At 39.5% G+C, this 16,870-nt stretch carries 15 protein-coding genes and 1 pseudogene; 8 read left to right on the forward strand and 8 right to left on the reverse strand.

The features are described from left to right. The first annotated feature begins 127 nt into the window (after window positions 1-127). On the forward strand, window positions 128-2,998 hold the full coding sequence (locus tag NQU59_RS11055) for a type VI secretion system Vgr family protein (RefSeq protein ID WP_257063448.1): 2,871 nt from the start codon (window positions 128-130) through the stop codon (window positions 2,996-2,998). Next, window positions 2,995-3,915 (forward strand): annotated as a pseudogene (locus tag NQU59_RS11060) (glycoside hydrolase family 19 protein); the annotation flags it as partial. The gene NQU59_RS11055 and the pseudogene NQU59_RS11060, both read left to right, overlap by 4 nt. Before the next feature lie 14 nt (window positions 3,916-3,929). Here NQU59_RS11060 and NQU59_RS11065 read toward each other — a convergent pair. Continuing rightward, the gene (locus NQU59_RS11065; protein ID WP_161419859.1) at window positions 3,930-4,799 is read right to left on the reverse strand and encodes an IS982 family transposase; all 870 of its coding nucleotides are present in this window, start codon (window positions 4,797-4,799) and stop codon (window positions 3,930-3,932) included. Window positions 4,800-4,898: 99 nt separating this feature from the next. On the opposite strand from NQU59_RS11065, the gene NQU59_RS11070 reads away from it, so the two are divergent. The 4 genes from NQU59_RS11070 to NQU59_RS18770 all read left to right on the forward strand — a co-directional run bounded on the left by NQU59_RS11070 (window position 4,899) and on the right by NQU59_RS18770 (window position 7,029). Beyond that, the gene (locus NQU59_RS11070) at window positions 4,899-5,216 is read left to right on the forward strand and encodes a hypothetical protein (RefSeq protein WP_257063450.1); all 318 of its coding nucleotides are present in this window, start codon (window positions 4,899-4,901) and stop codon (window positions 5,214-5,216) included. A 372-nt stretch (window positions 5,217-5,588) separates the two neighbouring features. Next, the gene (locus NQU59_RS11075) at window positions 5,589-5,882 is read left to right on the forward strand and encodes a hypothetical protein (protein WP_257063452.1); all 294 of its coding nucleotides are present in this window, start codon (window positions 5,589-5,591) and stop codon (window positions 5,880-5,882) included. A gap of 223 nt (window positions 5,883-6,105) precedes the next feature. Then, window positions 6,106-6,459, forward strand: a complete 354-nt coding sequence (locus NQU59_RS11080; RefSeq protein ID WP_257063454.1) for a lysozyme inhibitor LprI family protein — start codon at window positions 6,106-6,108, stop codon at window positions 6,457-6,459. Between the two features lie 327 nt (window positions 6,460-6,786). After that, window positions 6,787-7,029 (forward strand): hypothetical protein, encoded by a 243-nt coding sequence (locus tag NQU59_RS18770; protein ID WP_306436569.1) that lies wholly within the window; start codon window positions 6,787-6,789, stop codon window positions 7,027-7,029. Window positions 7,030-7,153: 124 nt separating this feature from the next. Here the strand turns inward: NQU59_RS18770 and ychF are convergent, their stop codons facing one another. The 7 genes from ychF to NQU59_RS11120 form a co-directional block, all read right to left on the reverse strand. Next, window positions 7,154-8,245 carry a redox-regulated ATPase YchF gene (gene ychF / locus NQU59_RS11090; protein ID WP_004653068.1) on the reverse strand — a complete coding sequence of 364 codons (1,092 nt, stop codon included), beginning with the start codon at window positions 8,243-8,245 and terminating at the stop codon, window positions 7,154-7,156. A 98-nt stretch (window positions 8,246-8,343) separates the two neighbouring features. Beyond that, window positions 8,344-9,003, reverse strand: a complete 660-nt coding sequence (locus NQU59_RS11095) for a methionine ABC transporter permease (protein ID WP_043973508.1) — start codon at window positions 9,001-9,003, stop codon at window positions 8,344-8,346. Further along, window positions 8,984-10,054, reverse strand: coding sequence for a methionine ABC transporter ATP-binding protein (locus NQU59_RS11100; protein WP_043973509.1), 1,071 nt, complete (start codon window positions 10,052-10,054; stop codon window positions 8,984-8,986). The genes NQU59_RS11095 and NQU59_RS11100 overlap by 20 nt, the downstream gene beginning before the upstream one ends. 11 nt (window positions 10,055-10,065) lie before the next feature. Further along, the gene (locus NQU59_RS11105) at window positions 10,066-10,896 is read right to left on the reverse strand and encodes a MetQ/NlpA family ABC transporter substrate-binding protein (RefSeq protein WP_043973512.1); all 831 of its coding nucleotides are present in this window, start codon (window positions 10,894-10,896) and stop codon (window positions 10,066-10,068) included. 35 nt (window positions 10,897-10,931) lie between these two features. After that, on the reverse strand, window positions 10,932-12,344 hold the full coding sequence (locus NQU59_RS11110) for an LLM class flavin-dependent oxidoreductase (RefSeq protein ID WP_043973514.1): 1,413 nt from the start codon (window positions 12,342-12,344) through the stop codon (window positions 10,932-10,934). Next, on the reverse strand, window positions 12,344-13,567 hold the full coding sequence (locus NQU59_RS11115) for an SfnB family sulfur acquisition oxidoreductase (protein ID WP_043973516.1): 1,224 nt from the start codon (window positions 13,565-13,567) through the stop codon (window positions 12,344-12,346). The genes NQU59_RS11110 and NQU59_RS11115 overlap by 1 nt, the downstream gene beginning before the upstream one ends. Before the next feature lie 10 nt (window positions 13,568-13,577). Continuing rightward, entirely contained in the window at window positions 13,578-14,789 is a 1,212-nt protein-coding gene (locus NQU59_RS11120) for an SfnB family sulfur acquisition oxidoreductase (RefSeq protein WP_005240986.1), read from the reverse strand. 358 nt (window positions 14,790-15,147) lie between these two features. Here NQU59_RS11120 and NQU59_RS11125 point away from each other — a divergent pair, with 358 nt between their 5' ends. Both NQU59_RS11125 and NQU59_RS11130 read left to right on the forward strand, forming a co-directional pair. Next, complete coding sequence (locus NQU59_RS11125) at window positions 15,148-15,918, forward strand: glutathione S-transferase family protein (protein WP_043973518.1); 771 nt, start codon at window positions 15,148-15,150, stop codon at window positions 15,916-15,918. A gap of 456 nt (window positions 15,919-16,374) precedes the next feature. Next, on the forward strand, window positions 16,375-16,845 hold the full coding sequence (locus NQU59_RS11130; protein ID WP_004661600.1) for an Lrp/AsnC family transcriptional regulator: 471 nt from the start codon (window positions 16,375-16,377) through the stop codon (window positions 16,843-16,845). The last annotated feature ends 25 nt before the right edge of the window (window positions 16,846-16,870 follow it).

Below are 16,870 nucleotides of genomic sequence, written 5' to 3' on the forward strand. Positions count from 1 at the left end.
CAGGGTTGTATTATCTTGGAGTAATAAAGGAATAAGTTGTTTTATAAAATGTCCTAAAGTAGCAAATAGAAGACTATGAGCCGATTTATAATAAATAATTAAATTTATTTTATATAACAATATGAATATGAAATTAAATAATATTGAGCTCTTATTGAAAAAAATAGGGCTGACTGCACATAAACGTGCCATTCATATTCAGTTTTCAAGTCAGAGTTTAAACTCTCAAATTTTTTTGCAGCATATTGAGGGCGTTCATGGCCTGAATCAAGGACTTAAGGCTGAACTAATCTGTCTGTCAACGGATGCCAGCATTCCGCTCAAGCAATTCATTGGCAGTCAGGCTGCGATAGATACAGTGACGGATCAGGGGCAGCTTAGCCGTGTCACTGGGATTATCACTCAAGCATCACAAGGGGTATCTGACGGCAGTTTAAGCCTCTATAAACTGACTTTAGAAGATCCAACCGCGCTGTGGCATAAAAGACGAAACTCCCGCGTCTTTATGAATAAAAGCATGTGTGAGGTGGTGCAAGTCATATTTAAGGAATGGCAACACAGGAGCCCATTATTTGCTTCAAGCTTGACACTGGATTTAAGTGGGTTGAGCAAAGACTATGATGTACGTCCATTTATTATGCAACATAATCAAACCGATGCAGAGTTTTTAACATTTTTGATGCGGAGTGAAGGGGTGAGCTGGTTGGTCGACGAAGCCCAGCTTATTGTTCCGACTATCAATAGTCCAATCCAAGCGCAAAAACTACGTTTGATAGATGACAATAGCCAGTATCAAGCCTTGGCGCGAAGAACGATCCGTTACCATCGAAGTGATGCGACTGAACAATACGACAGCATGACCAAACTGAGGGCAGAACGCAGCTTACAACCGATCGCCGTGCATATCCAGCGTTGGCAAGCTGATGCATTGGAACAAGAGGACGGAGCAGGAAGTATCCAAAGTACGCATCAGCAGAGTGAAAACTATGATGCAGCCTCACTTGGGCTCGAAGATGCATGGCATTTCAGTCCAGCATGGATACAGGACCTAAAGGGTGAAGATGGCGCAACTCCGTCAGGCTATGCACAAATTGAAAAGCTTAATCAGCAGATTGGGCAATACCACGACTTACAAGCAAAGCAATTTGTGGCGAATAGCACCGTTCGAGACGCCCATGTGGGGTATTGGTTTGAACTGTCAGGACACCCTGAAATAGATCAACATCAAGGAGATGATAAGCAATTCTTGATCACTGCCAAGCAGTTTTACAGTCAGAATAATTTGCCGAAAGACCTAAGCCAACAGATCCAAGATCTAATCAACCAGAGTCGGTGGCAACAACAGACAACTGGCGCTGAACAACGTCAGGCAAATCAACTAACACTACAACGCCGTAATATCAAAATCGTACCTGAATATAATCCCTTAACTCATAGGCCAACTGCTCACCCAATGCGAGCTCGAGTTGTTGGCACAGAAGGAGAAGAAATCCATGTGGATGAGTGGGGGCGTATAAAAGTTCGTTTTCTATTTACCCGTACAGAAGACCATAGCCATGATGGTGGTGCAGGAACCAACGATGATGATACTGACTCAGCATGGGTCGATGTCCTGACCCCTTGGGCTGGCGAAGGTTTTGGTGCACGGTTCTTGCCTCGTGTCGGTGAAACAGTGGTCATTGACTTCTTTGATGGCAACCTTGATCGTCCTTTTGTACTGGGGAGGATTCATGAAGCGCAGCGTTCACCCACTCAGTTTGATCAAATAGGAAAACTACCTGAGACCAAAAAACTGTCAGGCATTCGATCAAGCGAATATAAAGGTGAAGGCTTTAATCAATTGCGTTTTGATGACAGCACAGGGCAGATCAGCGCACAACTGCAAAGTAGCCATGCCGCCAGCCAATTAAATCTCGGTCAGCTCAGTCATCCAAAAAACAAGGGTGAAAGTGAAGACCGTGGTGAAGGTTTTGAACTGCGTACCGATTTATGGGGTGCAGTACGCGCAGGAGAAGGTTTATTGCTTTCAACCCATAAGCAAGATCAAGCTCAAGCTGAACACCTTGATGCCCAACCAGCCAAGCAACAGCTCGAAGGCAATCAAAACAATACCAAAGCCTTGAGTGAAGTTGCCAAAAATCAGCAGACTGATGAGATTGAATCACTGGATCAACTGAAAGAATTTGCGGAACAGATTCAAGAAAAAATTGCCAAGTTTAACAAGGCGATGCTGTTATTGAGTTCGCCAGCAGGCATTGCCCTGAGCAGCAATGAAGACATTCATCTCTCTGCGGATGGGCAGATCAACCAATTTGCTGGCGATAGTATCAATGTAACGACACAGAAAAGTTTAATTTCACATGCTCAAAATAAAATTAGTTTATTTGCAGCACAAGGTGGGATGAAACAAGTGGCTGCTAAAGGTAAGTTTGAGATACATGCACAAGGCGATGGCTTAGATATCTTGGCAAGAGCAGGAATACAAATTATCTCGACCGAAGATCGGATTGAGATTATTAGTCCCAAGGAGATCGTTTTTAAAGGGGATACATCTGAGCTTAAGTTGAATGGTTCGGGGATTTTTCCAACGACTGGCGGCAAGTTTGAAGTGAAGGCAGGTCAGCATCTATTTGAAGGTGGTGCGAATATTGTTGTACCAAAATTGAGCCTACCAACAGTCAAGACACTCTTTAGCAATCAGATTAACTATAACTGGGATATAAAATCTGACGGCAACAAACAGATTTTTATTATTGATCAGAAGACCAATCACTTAATAAAAACAAAAATGGATCAACTTGATGCTGAAAATAAGCTGAGTTCATTACGTTTCCATACACCGCAAGCCACAGACTTTACGGCACTCATCTTTAATTCGGATCTTCCTCGTTTAAAGCAGGATCTACCTGATCGTGAAAACATTGATGAATTGTTAGAGGAGGCACTTCTGGAAGAACAAAACGGTGAGACTTATACGGATGAGGACGCTGAGCAATGAGTAACTTAGTCACTATTACAGCACAGTTTTATGATAAATCTGGAACTCATTTTAATCAGTTGAATGTTCAGTCGAGATATCAGGGTTCATCTAAGGCCAATACTCAACAAACTGATTCCAACGGCTTTTTTGTATTTCAGGCATCTCCAAACAGAAGAGTAGAACTATTAGCTAAGCCCCCAAATCAAAAAGATTATATTGTTTTTAAAACTCTAGATTCTTCTATTCTTTCTTCAAAAGACAATCCTGTTAAAGTTCAACTGCCTAAAACCATAGATGAATATAAACAGGTGAAACAGCCTACACTTGCTAAAGGAATTGTAAGTACCTTTTTTAAGGTGGTGGATCTTAATGGGAAAGTGATGAAGAATTTTCCTGTTCAGTCCAGACCGAAAGGTAAAGGTAATTCACCCGATAAATTCACTGATGATCAAGGGATTGTAGAAGTGAAGTCTTCTCCGAATCGAGATATTGAAGTTTTGGTTCTGACATCTAATGATCAATTTATTCTAAAAAGTTCAGTCAATTCAGCTAGCGGAAGTTCACAACCGATTCTGATTAAATTAGATGAGCCTTATGCAAACTTTTTAAGTCGATCTATGATCAAAATCTTAGATCGGGATGGGAAGGCGTATGTTGTAGAAAAAACCAATGTAGAAATGTTAATTGTAGAGAGTGGCAAGAAGCAGTTGTATAGCATATCCAATGGGAAGTTAGCTCTAGAGAGTATGGTTGGGCAGAAACTGGAATTTATTGTGTATAAGCCTGACGGTAAACCATTGAAACCTCAGCCTTATATGGCGACACGAATAAAAAACAATCCTGCTGAGTTACATCTGGATGTGGATGTAACCAAAGGAACGACGGCACCCAATGATCCAGAGATTAATAAAACGATTACAGTTGATATATTAATTAACCCGGATCCTGCTTAAGCCGATGATTCCTTAATTTGAATTGTTGGCTTATTTTGATGGGTTAATTGATATGCGCATAGCGAGGCATAAATTCCTCCAAGAAATCCATGAATACTACGTGCTTTACTCGTCACTAAATTGTATTGCCCCTTCAATAAACTGAATAATGTTTCTATCTTATTGCGTTGTCTTAGGTGATATTCATCTGATGCACAGAGTTGAATAGCCTGCATATTCTTTCGATGATAAGTAATTAAATCAATACCTTGATCTTTCAATCTGATTTTTAATTCTTGGCTGATGTAACCTCGATCCCCGTAAAGTTTTGCTTCTATACCAGCAACCAATTGCTCAACCATTTTTATGTCAGCAACATGTCCATTCGATAAAGCAGAACAGGCAATTTCACCAAATTGATTCATCGCAATATGTAATTTACAGCCATAAAACCAGCCCATTGAGCTTCTACCACGTGATGCAATTTGGACTAATGATTTATGACGCTGAATCCGTTGATTTTTACAAACTGGCAGAGTTGTTGAATCAATCCATAAATATTGTGTAGTTTGGTCTTTCATCAGCGCCACATGTAAAGCGTGTAGGGCCAATTGGTGCATATTGATCAGATGAATCATCCTTTGATAGCAAGGCAAGTACTTAAATAAATGGCTTTTATCTTCTTTTAACCAGGTGAAAAAGGCTTTGAAATTATTGAAATGAGAGCATTTGTACCAAATGGCAATAAAGCAGATTTCTGAAATTTTGAGTTGAGCAGTTCTGATTCTTAAGGAACCACAGTTTTGTTTGAGAAACTCCCAATAAGTTGATTCAAATTTAAGAAAAAAATCATCAATTACGCAGAATAATTCGGTACTATTGAACATCAGGACTAGAGTTGTGAGTTTGGTGTGGTAACTCAACTGATGGCTCTAGTCCTCTTATTTTTCAAGTCAATTTCTTATCCGCGATTCGGGTTAATTACGATGGAACAAATGCAAAAAATGTGGCCAGCTGTTAAGAATGTAGAACGAATCAAAATTATTTTAGATGAATTGAATAATGGAATAATAGATTATAAGTTAGATACTAGATTAAGGCAGGCACATTTTATGGCTCAAGTATTTGCTGAATCTGGTTATTTATTTAGTCTGAGGGAGAATATAGCTGCATATACTGAAAAAAACTTATTAGATAACATGGGGTATTATCAGAGAAATCGAGCTGAAGCCAAAATAGATGCAGCAATAAAAGATAAAGCATTAAAAGAAAAACAATTTGTAATAAAGCATATATGGATGTGAATAGAGCAAAAGGAAGAAAGTTAGGTAATGTGATAGATGGAGATGGATATAAGTATATTGGCCGTGGTCTAAAGCAGTTAACAGGTAGATATAATTATAAAAATTTAATGAATTTTATCCCAGAGCATGGCCTAATGAAAATTTGAATTTTATAGAGAATCCCGAACTAATTGAGCAACCTAGATATGCAGCTAGAACAGCATTAGTGTATTGGCTTGCCAATAAATTGTACAATTATGCTGATGAAGGTTTTACTTATAGCGTTGTTGATAAAATTACAAAGGGCGTAAATGCTGGAGCAACCTCAAAAATGATAGAAGGTAGACGTTCTTTTTTGACAAGTCTAAAAATATTTTTAAATAGTGAGGTCTTATGAAATTTCTGTTAATTACAATACTCTTTTTAATGATTGGTTGTACTAATGCAAAAACGAATGATACTTATGAAGGCTGTGATGTAAAATATACGAAAATAAGTCTTAAGGTTAAAAATGATTTTCGAATAGTAAGTAAATCTTGTAATGAAGAAAATCCTGTTGTGATTAATTATTTAGAAGGAGGTAATCAAAAAATATTTATTAATAAATATGATATAAATATAGGGAAGTGGTTGCCGAAGTTGGAAGCTGTAAGTGTTTATAAAAAGATAATCAGAGACCATTGTTAATTACACTTCATACACAAGTATGGGATTCTCCAACAGTCAATGGTATTCTTTATAATGTTAACTTATATGAAATTTATTTAACTGAGAAAAGAGTTAGGTTGGTTGATGTAAGTAATATTCTTGGGAACTCTCAGAGTGGGTTGGAGGGAGTATCTGATGATTATATGCATTTTAAATTCAAAGACATTGCTACTATTAAAAAATGGCTGGATAAGAATTATAAATGAGAGTATTTGTTGGGTTGTATTTGATATGGTTAACTATGTATGTCTATGCAGATAAAAATATTCTGACTTGTAAACCTGAAAGTACTGTTTTTAATGATATATTGAACTGTTATTTAATTGATTACAAAGAAAATGATAAAGAGCTAAACTCAGTTTATAAAAAGAAAATATCTAAACTTTCCAAAGATGAAAAAGAAAAGTTAATAAAATCTCAAAGAAACTGGATTAAGAAGAAAGAAACGTTATGTATTGAAAATGAAGATGATTTTGGACGAGAAAGTCATTTTGAAATGATAGCTTGCCAAACTGAAATGACAAAAGAGCGCATTTTATTCCTAAGGAAATATTGAGTTTTCTATGAAATTTAAATTAATATTTGAATGGTGTTGGATTGTTAAATGAAAAACACCTTTTACATTTCTTTTTATTGTTTTACCTTTATTTTGTTATCAAAATGCACTTGCTAAAGACCAATGCCATATGCAAGAAGTCATAGATTTGAGTGTTTTTAAGAAAAATGACTATAAATTATTTAATTATACGTGCTCATCGGAGCAAGGTGAGACTTTAAAAATTATATTGGAAGTTCCAAAAACAAGGTTCTTGTAAATGAATACTTTGATTTTTCTGCTAGAGAAAACCCTAAACTTTTAGCCGTTAGTGTTTATAGACCAAAAATGAAAAAATTACCTTTAATTATAACTCTGCATACATCATATTATTGTTGTACTCCGCAAATAGAAGGTAATTCTTATGAAGTTAATCTTTATCAGATAGATAAAAATATGAAGTTAACAGAATTAACAAGTCTACTAGGTGACGATTCGGAAGGTTTTGAAGGACAGGTAGAGGGGCGGGTTTATTATAAATTCAAAGACATTGCTTCGATTAAAAAATGGCTTGATAAAAATTATAAATAAGCGTCTTTGTTGGATTGTTATCTATACGCATCGGTATTCATAAAGTTTTTATTTTCGATGAATATTTTAAATAAAAACCGCCAATAAGATCCTCATTGGCGGTTTTTAAAATCAGAGCACTGATTTATACATTAAAACGGAAGTGCAATACGTCGCCATCTTGAACGACATAAGTTTTACCTTCTAAACGCCATTTACCAGCTTCTTTAGCACCACTTTCACCGTTGTATTGAATGAAGTCATCATAAGCAACACATTCAGCACGGATAAAGCCTTTTTCGAAGTCAGTATGAATCACACCAGCCGCTTGTGGCGCAGTCGCACCGACTTTAACTGTCCAAGCACGAACTTCTTGTACACCCGCAGTGAAGTAAGTTTGTAAGCCAAGTAAGCTATAACCTGCACGAATCACGACGTTTAGACCTGGTTCTTCCATGCCCATCGCTTCCAAGAATTCAGCACGGTCTTCATCTTCTAATAATGAAATCTCAGCTTCGATCTGGTTGCAAAGTGGTACAACAATCGCATTTTCTTCAGCAGCAAGTTTTTTAACTGCTTCAAGATGCGGGTTATTTTCAAAACCATCTTCTGCAACGTTGGCAATATACATGGTTGGTTTAAGTGTCATTAAACCAAAACCGCGAACTGCTTTACGTTCGTCATCAGAAAGGTCAGCGGCACGTGCTGGTTTACCTTCATCAAGCAAAGGTTGGATTTTTTCTAATACAGCTTTAGTTGCAAGTGCTTCTTTATCGCCACCTTTCGCCGCTTTAGTCAAACGTAACAATGCTTTGGCAACGGTATCAAGGTCAGCAAGTGCAAGTTCAGTGTTGATGGTCGCGATATCATCTAAAGGATCAATTTTACCATTTACGTGAATCACGTTTTCATCTTCGAAACAACGAACCACGTGGGCAATTGCATCCGTTTCACGGATATTGGCAAGGAATTGGTTACCCAAACCTTCACCTTTTGATGCACCAGCAACCAAACCTGCGATATCAACAAATTCCATCGTAGTCGGAATAACACGTTGCGGTTTAACAATTGCTGTAAGTTTGTCTAGGCGTGGATCTGGAACAGGGACAATACCTGTATTCGGTTCAATGGTACAAAACGGAAAGTTTTCAGCTGCAATCGCTGCCTTTGTTAATGCATTAAACAATGTAGATTTACCTACGTTTGGCAGACCAACAATACCGCAATTAAAACCCATGAAACCACTCACAAATGTGTTATTTAAAATTGCTGCTGATTTTACATGAAAGCCATGACAAAGTCAGGTCATGGCGCGTGCGGATTTTTATTTCGGACTTAAACTTTGCGTTTATCAAGTTGTTTGGCAATATTATCGCCTGTGACTTGTACCAACATCACCAAAACAATCAGCACTAAAATTACCGCCAGCATCACTTGCATATCAAAACGTTGATAGCCGTAACGGTAAGCAATATCGCCCAAACCACCTGCACCAATGGCACCGGCAATAGCAGAGGAACTGATCATGGTGACAATGGTCACGGTAAAGCCTGCAACAATCCCTGGTAAAGCTTCAGGAAGCAATACATGCCAAAGAATCTGCTTGCGGTTACAGCCCATTGCTTGTGCGGCTTCAATCAAACCTTGATCGACTTCCCGTAGACTGACTTCAGCAATACGAGCAAAGAACGGAATTGCGGCAATGGTTAAGGGTACAATTGCAGCCAATACGCCATAGCTAGTACCAACAATCCAGCGGGTAAATGGAATCAATGCCACCATTAAAATCAGGAAGGGCACGGATCGTGTGATGTTGATGACCCAGCCCAATGACTGATTGATTTTCTTAGAAGGATAAATCCCAAAATCAGCAGTACTCACTAGAATTAAAGCAATTGGCAGACCAATCAAAAAGGCGAGAATCGCAGAGACACCGACCATGATTAAAGTATCGGTCGTGCCTGTCAGTAACAGATCAATGAGTTGATTGTACATAACCGATCACCTCAAGTTGTGTTATTGCAGGATGTTTTTCAAATTGTGAGTGGTTGAGATCAAAGTCGAGATTGCGAATCCCGATGATCAGTGAGCCGATGATACGCTGCTGAATGCTATCTATCTGACTGTGATAGACCTGAACGGGGCTATTAAAATCATCCAACAGTTCATATAAATCAGGCACCGTTTTCGATTCACTGACATATTTCAGTTTTAAAATCTGATGTGTACTCTCAGGCAGAATGGTTTGACTCAGTTCAAAAGGTAAATTTACCTGCTCAAAATTGAGTAATTCCTGAGTGATCTGTTGTTGCGGATTGGAAAATACCGACCAGACTTGCCCAGACTCAATAATCTCACCTTGATCAATCACGATCACCTGATCACAAATCTCTTGAATGACTTGCATCTCATGAGTGATCAAGACAATGGTTAAACCGAGGTCCTGATTGATCTGCTTTAACAACGACAGAATATTGGCAGTACTTTCAGGATCCAGTGCCGAAGTTGCTTCATCACAGAGCAGAATTTCAGGCTGAGAAACCAAGGCACGGGCAATGCCCACACGTTGCTTCTGCCCACCAGAGAGTTGAGCAGGGTAATCCTCTCGCTTTGCTGCTAATCCAACCAGCGTCAGTACATCATTGACCCGTTGCTCAATTTCGGTCTTGTTATAACCGGCGATACGTAGCGGTAGCGCCACATTTTCCCATACGGTTTTTGCAGACATTAGATTAAAATGCTGAAAAATCATGCCAATTTTCTGCCGAGTTTTGATCAACTCGGCATGGCTGAGTTCAGCAATATTTTGCTGATGAATTAAAATACTGCCTGTATCAATCGACTCCAGACCATTTAAGGTACGCAGCAGGGAGGATTTACCTGCACCGCTTTTCCCGATAATCCCAACAATCTGTGCTTTGGGAATATCGATATTAATGTCTTTTAAGGCATGTAAGCGTTGGCCCTGTACATCATAAAACTTATTTAAACCGCGTATTTTCAGATGCGGGACTGAAAAATCAACCTGTGCACCAAAACTCACCATGATTGTTCTCCTTATTTCCAGCCAGGGAACCACAACGTTGGACCAAAATCGCTATCCAAGGCCGCTTTGACTTTCGGTGAATTTTGATAAATCTCGACAAACTTCTGTAGTTTGCTGTCTTTATCCTGATAGTTATCACGCACCACAAATAAAATCGCATAACGCTTATTGGTATTGTCATCAAACAATAACGCACTTTCAGGATCAGCTGTTTTGGCTAGACGTAGGTAATGTGGATAGCCAAATGCCAGATCAACATCATCAATGGCACGTGCAGTTTGTGGGCCTTCAACTTCGGTAAATTTCAGGTTCTTCGGATTTGCAGTAATGTCTTTCAGTGCAGAAAGGTGATTATTACTATCTTTCAGTTCAATCAACTTGGCTTGTTGCAATAGCAATAAAGCACGCCCTTGATTGACAGGATCATTCGGAATCGCAACAGTTGCACCATTCGGCAGTTCATCAAAACTTTTATATTTTTTTGAATACAGTCCGACATGCGATGCTGCACCTGCCGCAAATGATTTTAATTTAAAGCCTGTTTCTTTAATGGCATTGTCCAAGAAGGGCTGATGCTGGAAAAAGTTGGCATCAATATCACCATGATTTAGCGTAATGTTCGGCGTATTCCAATCGGAAAACTCGACCAATTTGACATTTAAACCTTGCTGTTTGGCTTCATCCGCAGCGACTTGTAACGGATGTGCAAAAGACGGACTAATCCCAATCACCAGTTCACTGCTGTGGTTCTGTCTTTGCTTATTCCAAATCAATAAGGCAATAATCGCAACAACAACGACAAGGCCAATACCCAACCATTTTTTAGAGGCTGTTTGAGCCATATATTTCTCCAATTCTATTCTTAAATGTTTAAATGCTAAGCACTAATTTCTTCAATGGTTTTTAAGTCATGTGTGTTGTTATGCGTTCTACATCGAAACTGATCAGCAGGATGACTTGCAGCTAAATGATCGCCTTGCGCAAACAGTTTATTGCGTAATGAGCCTGTGGCATATTCTGTTTTATAACGTCCACGCTGCTGTAACTCTGGAATCACCAGTCGAATAAAATCATGATGAGATTCAGGTGCAACGGTACGAGTCAGGTTAAAACCATCAATGCCCGTTTGATCGAGTAGCTCAATCAGATATTCCGCAACTTCTGTAGCACTCCCGACAATCAGCGGATAACGTCCACCCAGCACATGTTGCGCTTTTAAGTCATTCTTGCTGATGCGCTGTTCTTTAAACTTCTCATTGACGGAAGCAATGCTATTGCTCTTTTGATAAGGAATCGCTTCATCATCTGCAAACTTGGCAAGATCAATGCCGACTGAACTGGCATAATGCGCTAAACCTGCTTCTGGGCTGGCATATTGGCGATATTCAGCCAGTTTCTCTTGAGCAAGCTCATGTGTTTCAGCGACCACCACGGTGATGCCGACAAAGATTTTAATCGCATTTTCATCACGACCTTGCTGTATTGCTTGTAAGCGTATTTTATTGACTTGCTGACGAATCTTTTCAGGTTGATCACCACCAATAAAAATACATTCCGCATGACGTGTGGCAAATTGCAGACCTTTCGGTGATGCACCTGCTTGGAAGAGTGTTGGGGTACGCTGTAGCGATGGCGCAACCTGAAACACTCCTTGGCTTTGGTAATATTGGCCTTGATGATTGATCGAGTGGACTTTATTTGGATCGGTAAAAATACGCTGTTGCTTATCTTTCTTTAAGGCGTCATTTTCCCAAGAGCCTTCCCAATATTGATAGCAAAGCTGTAAAAACTCCTCGGCCTGATCATAACGCGCATCATGATCTTTCAAGCCTTTTTGCCCAATTAAGCGTTCAGCACTGTCCAGATAGCCTGTGACAATATTCCAGCCCAAACGACCTTGAGTTAAATGATCCAGACTGGCAAATCGCCGTGCAAATTGATAGGGCTGCTCATAGCTAAGATTGACCGTGATACCAAAGCTTAAATTCTGCGTGACCAAGGCCATGGCCGAAATCAGGGTAGAAGGATCATGGCTTGGCAGTTGAATGGACTCTTTTAGGGTCAGCTCAATCCCATTCTGATAGACATCATAAACCCCTGTAATATCCGCAAGGAATAAACCATCAAAAAGACCTTGTTCCAGCGTTTGGGCTAACTCAGTCCAATAATTGAGTTCATTAAATCGATGTGATTGATCACGCGGATGCGTCCATAAGCCATGATTAATATGACCGACACAATTCATATCAAAGGCGTTCAGTAAAATTTTCTTCGGCAGGTTTTGACTCATTATAAAGTCCCCCGACGTGGTGGCAGAATGCCATTCAACACATAATTACCAATGAAGTAATATTTCCAGCGTGCAGCATCGTGCAGGGTATGAACCCGTGCATTACGCCAATGCCGATCCAGACCATCAGCACGTTGACTGCCACGACTGCCGGCCAATTCAATCAGTTTAGAGGAGGCTTTTAAGGCAGTTTCGGTACTATGCGCACGGACTTTTGCCACATCAATTGAGGCTTTAGCTAAGCTCTCTGCATTGAGATCCTGTTTTGCTTTATCGACGGATAGAGCTGCCTGTTTGAGGAGTAATTCGCTGGCTTTGACATCGGTTGCGATACGACCCAGCTCAGACAGGGTTAAAGGGTCTTGTGTGGCGGAATCAATATTGGCATCAATCCAAGGGCGGGCAACACGCACACGCTCCAATGTTTCCTCAAAGGCAGCACGAGCAATGCCGACTTCAATCGCAGCATGCATAATTTGAGCAAATGGGCCAACCAAAGACAGTTGCTTAAAGGCAGTATCAAAAGGAATCACATCCTCTTTGGCAACAAAGACCTGATTAAACTTAACTGTGCCGCTGCCTGTGGTGCGTTGCCCAAAGCCAGACCAGTCATCAATCAGTTCTAAGCCTTGACTGTCGCGTTGTACAAAAGCCAGAAACTCATTACCCTTTTCATCAACCACTAGGGTAGGAATACGATGTGCAAACAAGCTACCCGTGCAATAAAACTTTTCTCCCTGAATCAGATAACCGTTTTCGCTTGGGATTATGGTGGTTTGTTTATGTGCAGAAGTGCGGGTTTTAAATTCAGCTAAGGCATTGCCAAAACGTGCACCCTGTAATACTTCGTGATAAAGACGTTTCTTTTGCGCTTCTGTGCCTGTATTTCGTAATACTTCCAGTGCATAGAAGTGATTTTGTGGAATTTGTCCAATCGAACCATCCGCACCACTAAACAGCGCAATCACTTTAGCGACGGTTAGGCTGGAAACTTCTGCACCACCATACTGCTTAGGTACAGTAATCGCCCATAAACCTGATTGACTATAGGCTTCGATTTCAGTAAATGGCAAGTTGCGATTGACATCACGTTCAACAGCAGCTTGTTTAAACTGCTGACTCAGTTGTGTGGCAATGTCCAAGGCTTCAGCATCGTTTTCAATAATGTGAGCCGCTTTTAAATGGGTTTTGGCAAAACCTTGTAATTCTTGGTATGAGGTCATGATGTACTCCTTAAATCCAAGCATGGCGGGCAGGGTGGGTACCATTGAGGTAATAGTCACCGATGGCATGGAATTTCCAACGCACAGGATCATGTAGGGTATGCACACGAGCATTGCGCCAGTGTTGATCAAGATTATGTTGGCTCAGGCTGGCACGGCTTCCACCAAGTTCGAGTAGCTTTTCGGAGATATGTAGGGCGGCGTCATTGGCATAAATCTTCGCTTCTGCTACTAAAATAGACGCACGTGCGGCTTGTTCGGCAGAGATTTCTGTAAGTTGATCCAGTTCATCCAGATATTCGGCAGCATCATCGAGTAATAATATGGCCGCATCGAGCAAGATATTGAGTTTGCCAACTTCTTGTAGGGTGTAATGTTCTTCACTGGCTTTTTCTACACCTGCATCAATAATTGGGCGTGCTTTACGAATGCTGGATAAAGTGTCATCAAAGGCTGCTTCAGCAATTCCGACATCAATGGCAACTTGAAGAAGTTGAGAATACGCACCGCGAACGTTGGGGGTATCTGCAATAATACGCTCATCAAAAAATAAGGACGGATCGGCAATGACGTTATGAAGTTTAACTGTTCCGCTGGCTGTAGTACGTTGACCAAAGCCATTCCAGTCATTAATCACTTCAACACCATCGGCATGACGGTCAACCAGAGTCAATACGATATAACCATCTGGATGAAGTGCTCGAATCGCAAGCCAGTCTGCAAAGCTGGTTCCAGTTGAGTAGAATTTTTCCCCGTTTAAGAAGTATTGACCATTTTCCAACCTTAAAGTGGTTTGGATGGCTTTGGTATCTCTAGAATTTTTTTCAGGCCCACCATTGGCAAGGCGTTTTCCTGCGAGTATTTCAGCGTAAATAAACTGTTTTTGCGCATCTGAACCTGTGATATTAATAAAATTTAATAGTCCGAACTGGTTTTGTGGGATTTGTCCAACGTTGGCATCGGCTTTACTTAAAATACGAAACACATGTGCCAAGGTTTTATTCGAGACAAAAGCACCGCCATATTGTTGTGGCACACGAATTCCACCAAGCCCCTTTTGGCTAAACTGAATAATTTGTTCTGTGGGCAAAACCCGATTTTGATCACGATTATTTCGATCTTCTAATGCAAAGTCAGCAACTTGATAGGCAGCATTGATGGCCTGCTGATCATTTGAAATCAGTTGTGTTTGAGCTTGAATCACTGATTGATTACTGGACATGTGAGCACCTCTAATAGATAAGAGAGACTTTACAAAAGTTTTACTTTTCCACTAAACCATCAGTTATGGCTTGTATATCACAATAATTCCTAAGCATTTATTATGAGAAAAATAACAGAAAAGTAGATATTAAATATTTATTAAAAACATAGGTTTAAGGCTGCTGTTTCTATATTAATCAATGCGAAAAGTCTTTTTCTATGAAATAAAGGAATAATCTCACCACGAATATTTATAAAGCAAACTCGCTGAAATTATGAAAGATCGAGCAAAAAGGACATTGTATTCATTCATTTTTACTTCTACAGTAAGGAAAACCTTCGGTTTGATTGAGTAGAAAAATAAATTTGGAGAGTCTATGCGGGTTTTATACCAATTTCCTTTGTCTCACTATTGTGAAAAAGCTCGCTGGTTGTTAGATCATAAGGAATTGGACTATGTGGCACATAATTTAATTCCTGGTTTTCATCGTGCTTTTACCTATCTGAAATCTGGGCAATACTTATTGCCGATGTTGAAAGATGATAAACACTGGATAGCCGATTCAACACAAATCGCTTTATATCTGGATAGTACCTATCCTGAGCATGCTTTGCTTAGACGGGATGAACAGTTGCGCGAGCAAGCTTTAGAAATCGACAAATTGACTGATGAACTTGGTGTCCATGTTCGTCGCTGGTCATTGGCACATGCGTTGTCAGTGGGTGATCATCCGCTTGAAATCATGATGGGTGAGCAAGGTTATTTACGTCAGTTTGAAAAGATTTCTAAACCAATATTAAAAAGTCTGGTGTCGACCAACTATAAACTGAGTCCTGAAAAAGTGGCGCAGTCCAAACTACGTATGACGGAGTTGATTACCGATCTCAACCAGCGTTTGATCGATAATCAAGGCCGTTATATGGTCGGTGATCGTCTGGGCTTGGCCGATATAGCTGTTTGTTCTATTCTTGCGCCGTTATTGGTGATTAAAGGCACACCGTGGGAATTGGAGAATGATGATAATGAGCAATTTAATGGCGAATTGAAACAATATCATGATTATTTATCTGATTTGCCGATTGGACAATATGTACAGCGTATTTATGCCACTGAACGAAACGCACGTGTCGATTGGCGCGGTTTATAAATGATTTTTTGAGTTAAAAAAGCCCTGATTGTTGAATTGGGGCTTTTTATGGGAAATAAAATAGAAAAATGACCAATAAAGTAAAAAATTATTAATGAATAAAATTAATTTTTAAAAGAAAATTCGTTTTAAGCAGAAAATATTAGAAATTATTGCCAAATTTACTTTAAAAAACTGAAAAGAGGGAAATAATTATAAAAAGGCTTTGTTATCTTATGTTTCAGGGTGTGATGGGGATCGAAACGAGTTGTTCAACTATTGGGAGATCAGTTGAACAGTTGCTCAAAAGGTCTTGTTTCGGCTTTGAGACAGAGATAAATCAAAAGTTTATCGGAATCATGTTTGCGTTATCCATGCAGCATTGTCAAAAGTTAAACGAATGTTTTCCCTTGACCCTTAAAAATTACTGAGTGAGCAGTTCCGATAAAAACATAAATTCAGAGTGAGAACTGTAGAATGGAATTGGATCGTTTTGATAAACAAATTCTTGAAATTTTAACCCATGAAGATGTCAATCTGAATGAACTATCAGAACGCATCAATCTTTCGGTGAGTTCAGTGCATCGTCGGATTAAGAACTTGATTGAATCCCAAGTAATGGGGCAATTGAAACGAGAAATTAATTTTAATAAACTCGGTTTTAGTTTACATATTCTGTTACAGGTTTCATTGAGCAAACACGACAGTGAAACCTTTGATAAGTTCTTACAAGAAATCGAAGATATTCCAGAAGTGACCAATGCCTTTCTCGTAACGGGGCAGAGTGCTGATTTTATTTTGGAATTAGTGGCACGTAATATGGATGACTATAGTGAAATTCTATTACGCCGTATTGGTAAAATAGACAGTGTGGTTGCACTGCATTCAAGTTTTGTGATTAAAGAATACAACGTATTTAACTGCTATAAACTTTTAAATAAGCTATAAAAATGCATCTAAAAAGATGCATTTT

Origin of the sequence: Acinetobacter colistiniresistens (assembly GCF_024582815.1) — a bacterium.
GTDB lineage: Bacteria > Pseudomonadota > Gammaproteobacteria > Pseudomonadales > Moraxellaceae > Acinetobacter.

Coding starts and splice junctions, on each gene's coding strand:
- ychF (WP_004653068.1), bottom strand. CDS start 8,245: ATGGGTTTTAATTGCGGTATTGTTGGTCTGCCAAACGTAGGTAAATCT.
- NQU59_RS11120 (WP_005240986.1), bottom strand. CDS start 14,789: ATGTCCAGTAATCAATCAGTGATTCAAGCTCAAACACAACTGATTTCA.
- NQU59_RS11100 (WP_043973509.1), bottom strand. CDS start 10,054: ATGGTGAGTTTTGGTGCACAGGTTGATTTTTCAGTCCCGCATCTGAAA.
- NQU59_RS11095 (WP_043973508.1), bottom strand. CDS start 9,003: ATGTACAATCAACTCATTGATCTGTTACTGACAGGCACGACCGATACT.
- NQU59_RS18770 (WP_306436569.1), top strand. CDS start 6,787: ATGAAAAAATTACCTTTAATTATAACTCTGCATACATCATATTATTGT.
- NQU59_RS11110 (WP_043973514.1), bottom strand. CDS start 12,344: ATGAGTCAAAACCTGCCGAAGAAAATTTTACTGAACGCCTTTGATATG.
- NQU59_RS11075 (WP_257063452.1), top strand. CDS start 5,589: ATGAAATTTCTGTTAATTACAATACTCTTTTTAATGATTGGTTGTACT.
- NQU59_RS11065 (WP_161419859.1), bottom strand. CDS start 4,799: ATGTTCAATAGTACCGAATTATTCTGCGTAATTGATGATTTTTTTCTT.
- NQU59_RS11105 (WP_043973512.1), bottom strand. CDS start 10,896: ATGGCTCAAACAGCCTCTAAAAAATGGTTGGGTATTGGCCTTGTCGTT.
- NQU59_RS11055 (WP_257063448.1), top strand. CDS start 128: ATGAAATTAAATAATATTGAGCTCTTATTGAAAAAAATAGGGCTGACT.
- NQU59_RS11070 (WP_257063450.1), top strand. CDS start 4,899: ATGGAACAAATGCAAAAAATGTGGCCAGCTGTTAAGAATGTAGAACGA.
- NQU59_RS11080 (WP_257063454.1), top strand. CDS start 6,106: ATGAGAGTATTTGTTGGGTTGTATTTGATATGGTTAACTATGTATGTC.
- NQU59_RS11125 (WP_043973518.1), top strand. CDS start 15,148: ATGCGGGTTTTATACCAATTTCCTTTGTCTCACTATTGTGAAAAAGCT.
- NQU59_RS11115 (WP_043973516.1), bottom strand. CDS start 13,567: ATGACCTCATACCAAGAATTACAAGGTTTTGCCAAAACCCATTTAAAA.
- NQU59_RS11130 (WP_004661600.1), top strand. CDS start 16,375: ATGGAATTGGATCGTTTTGATAAACAAATTCTTGAAATTTTAACCCAT.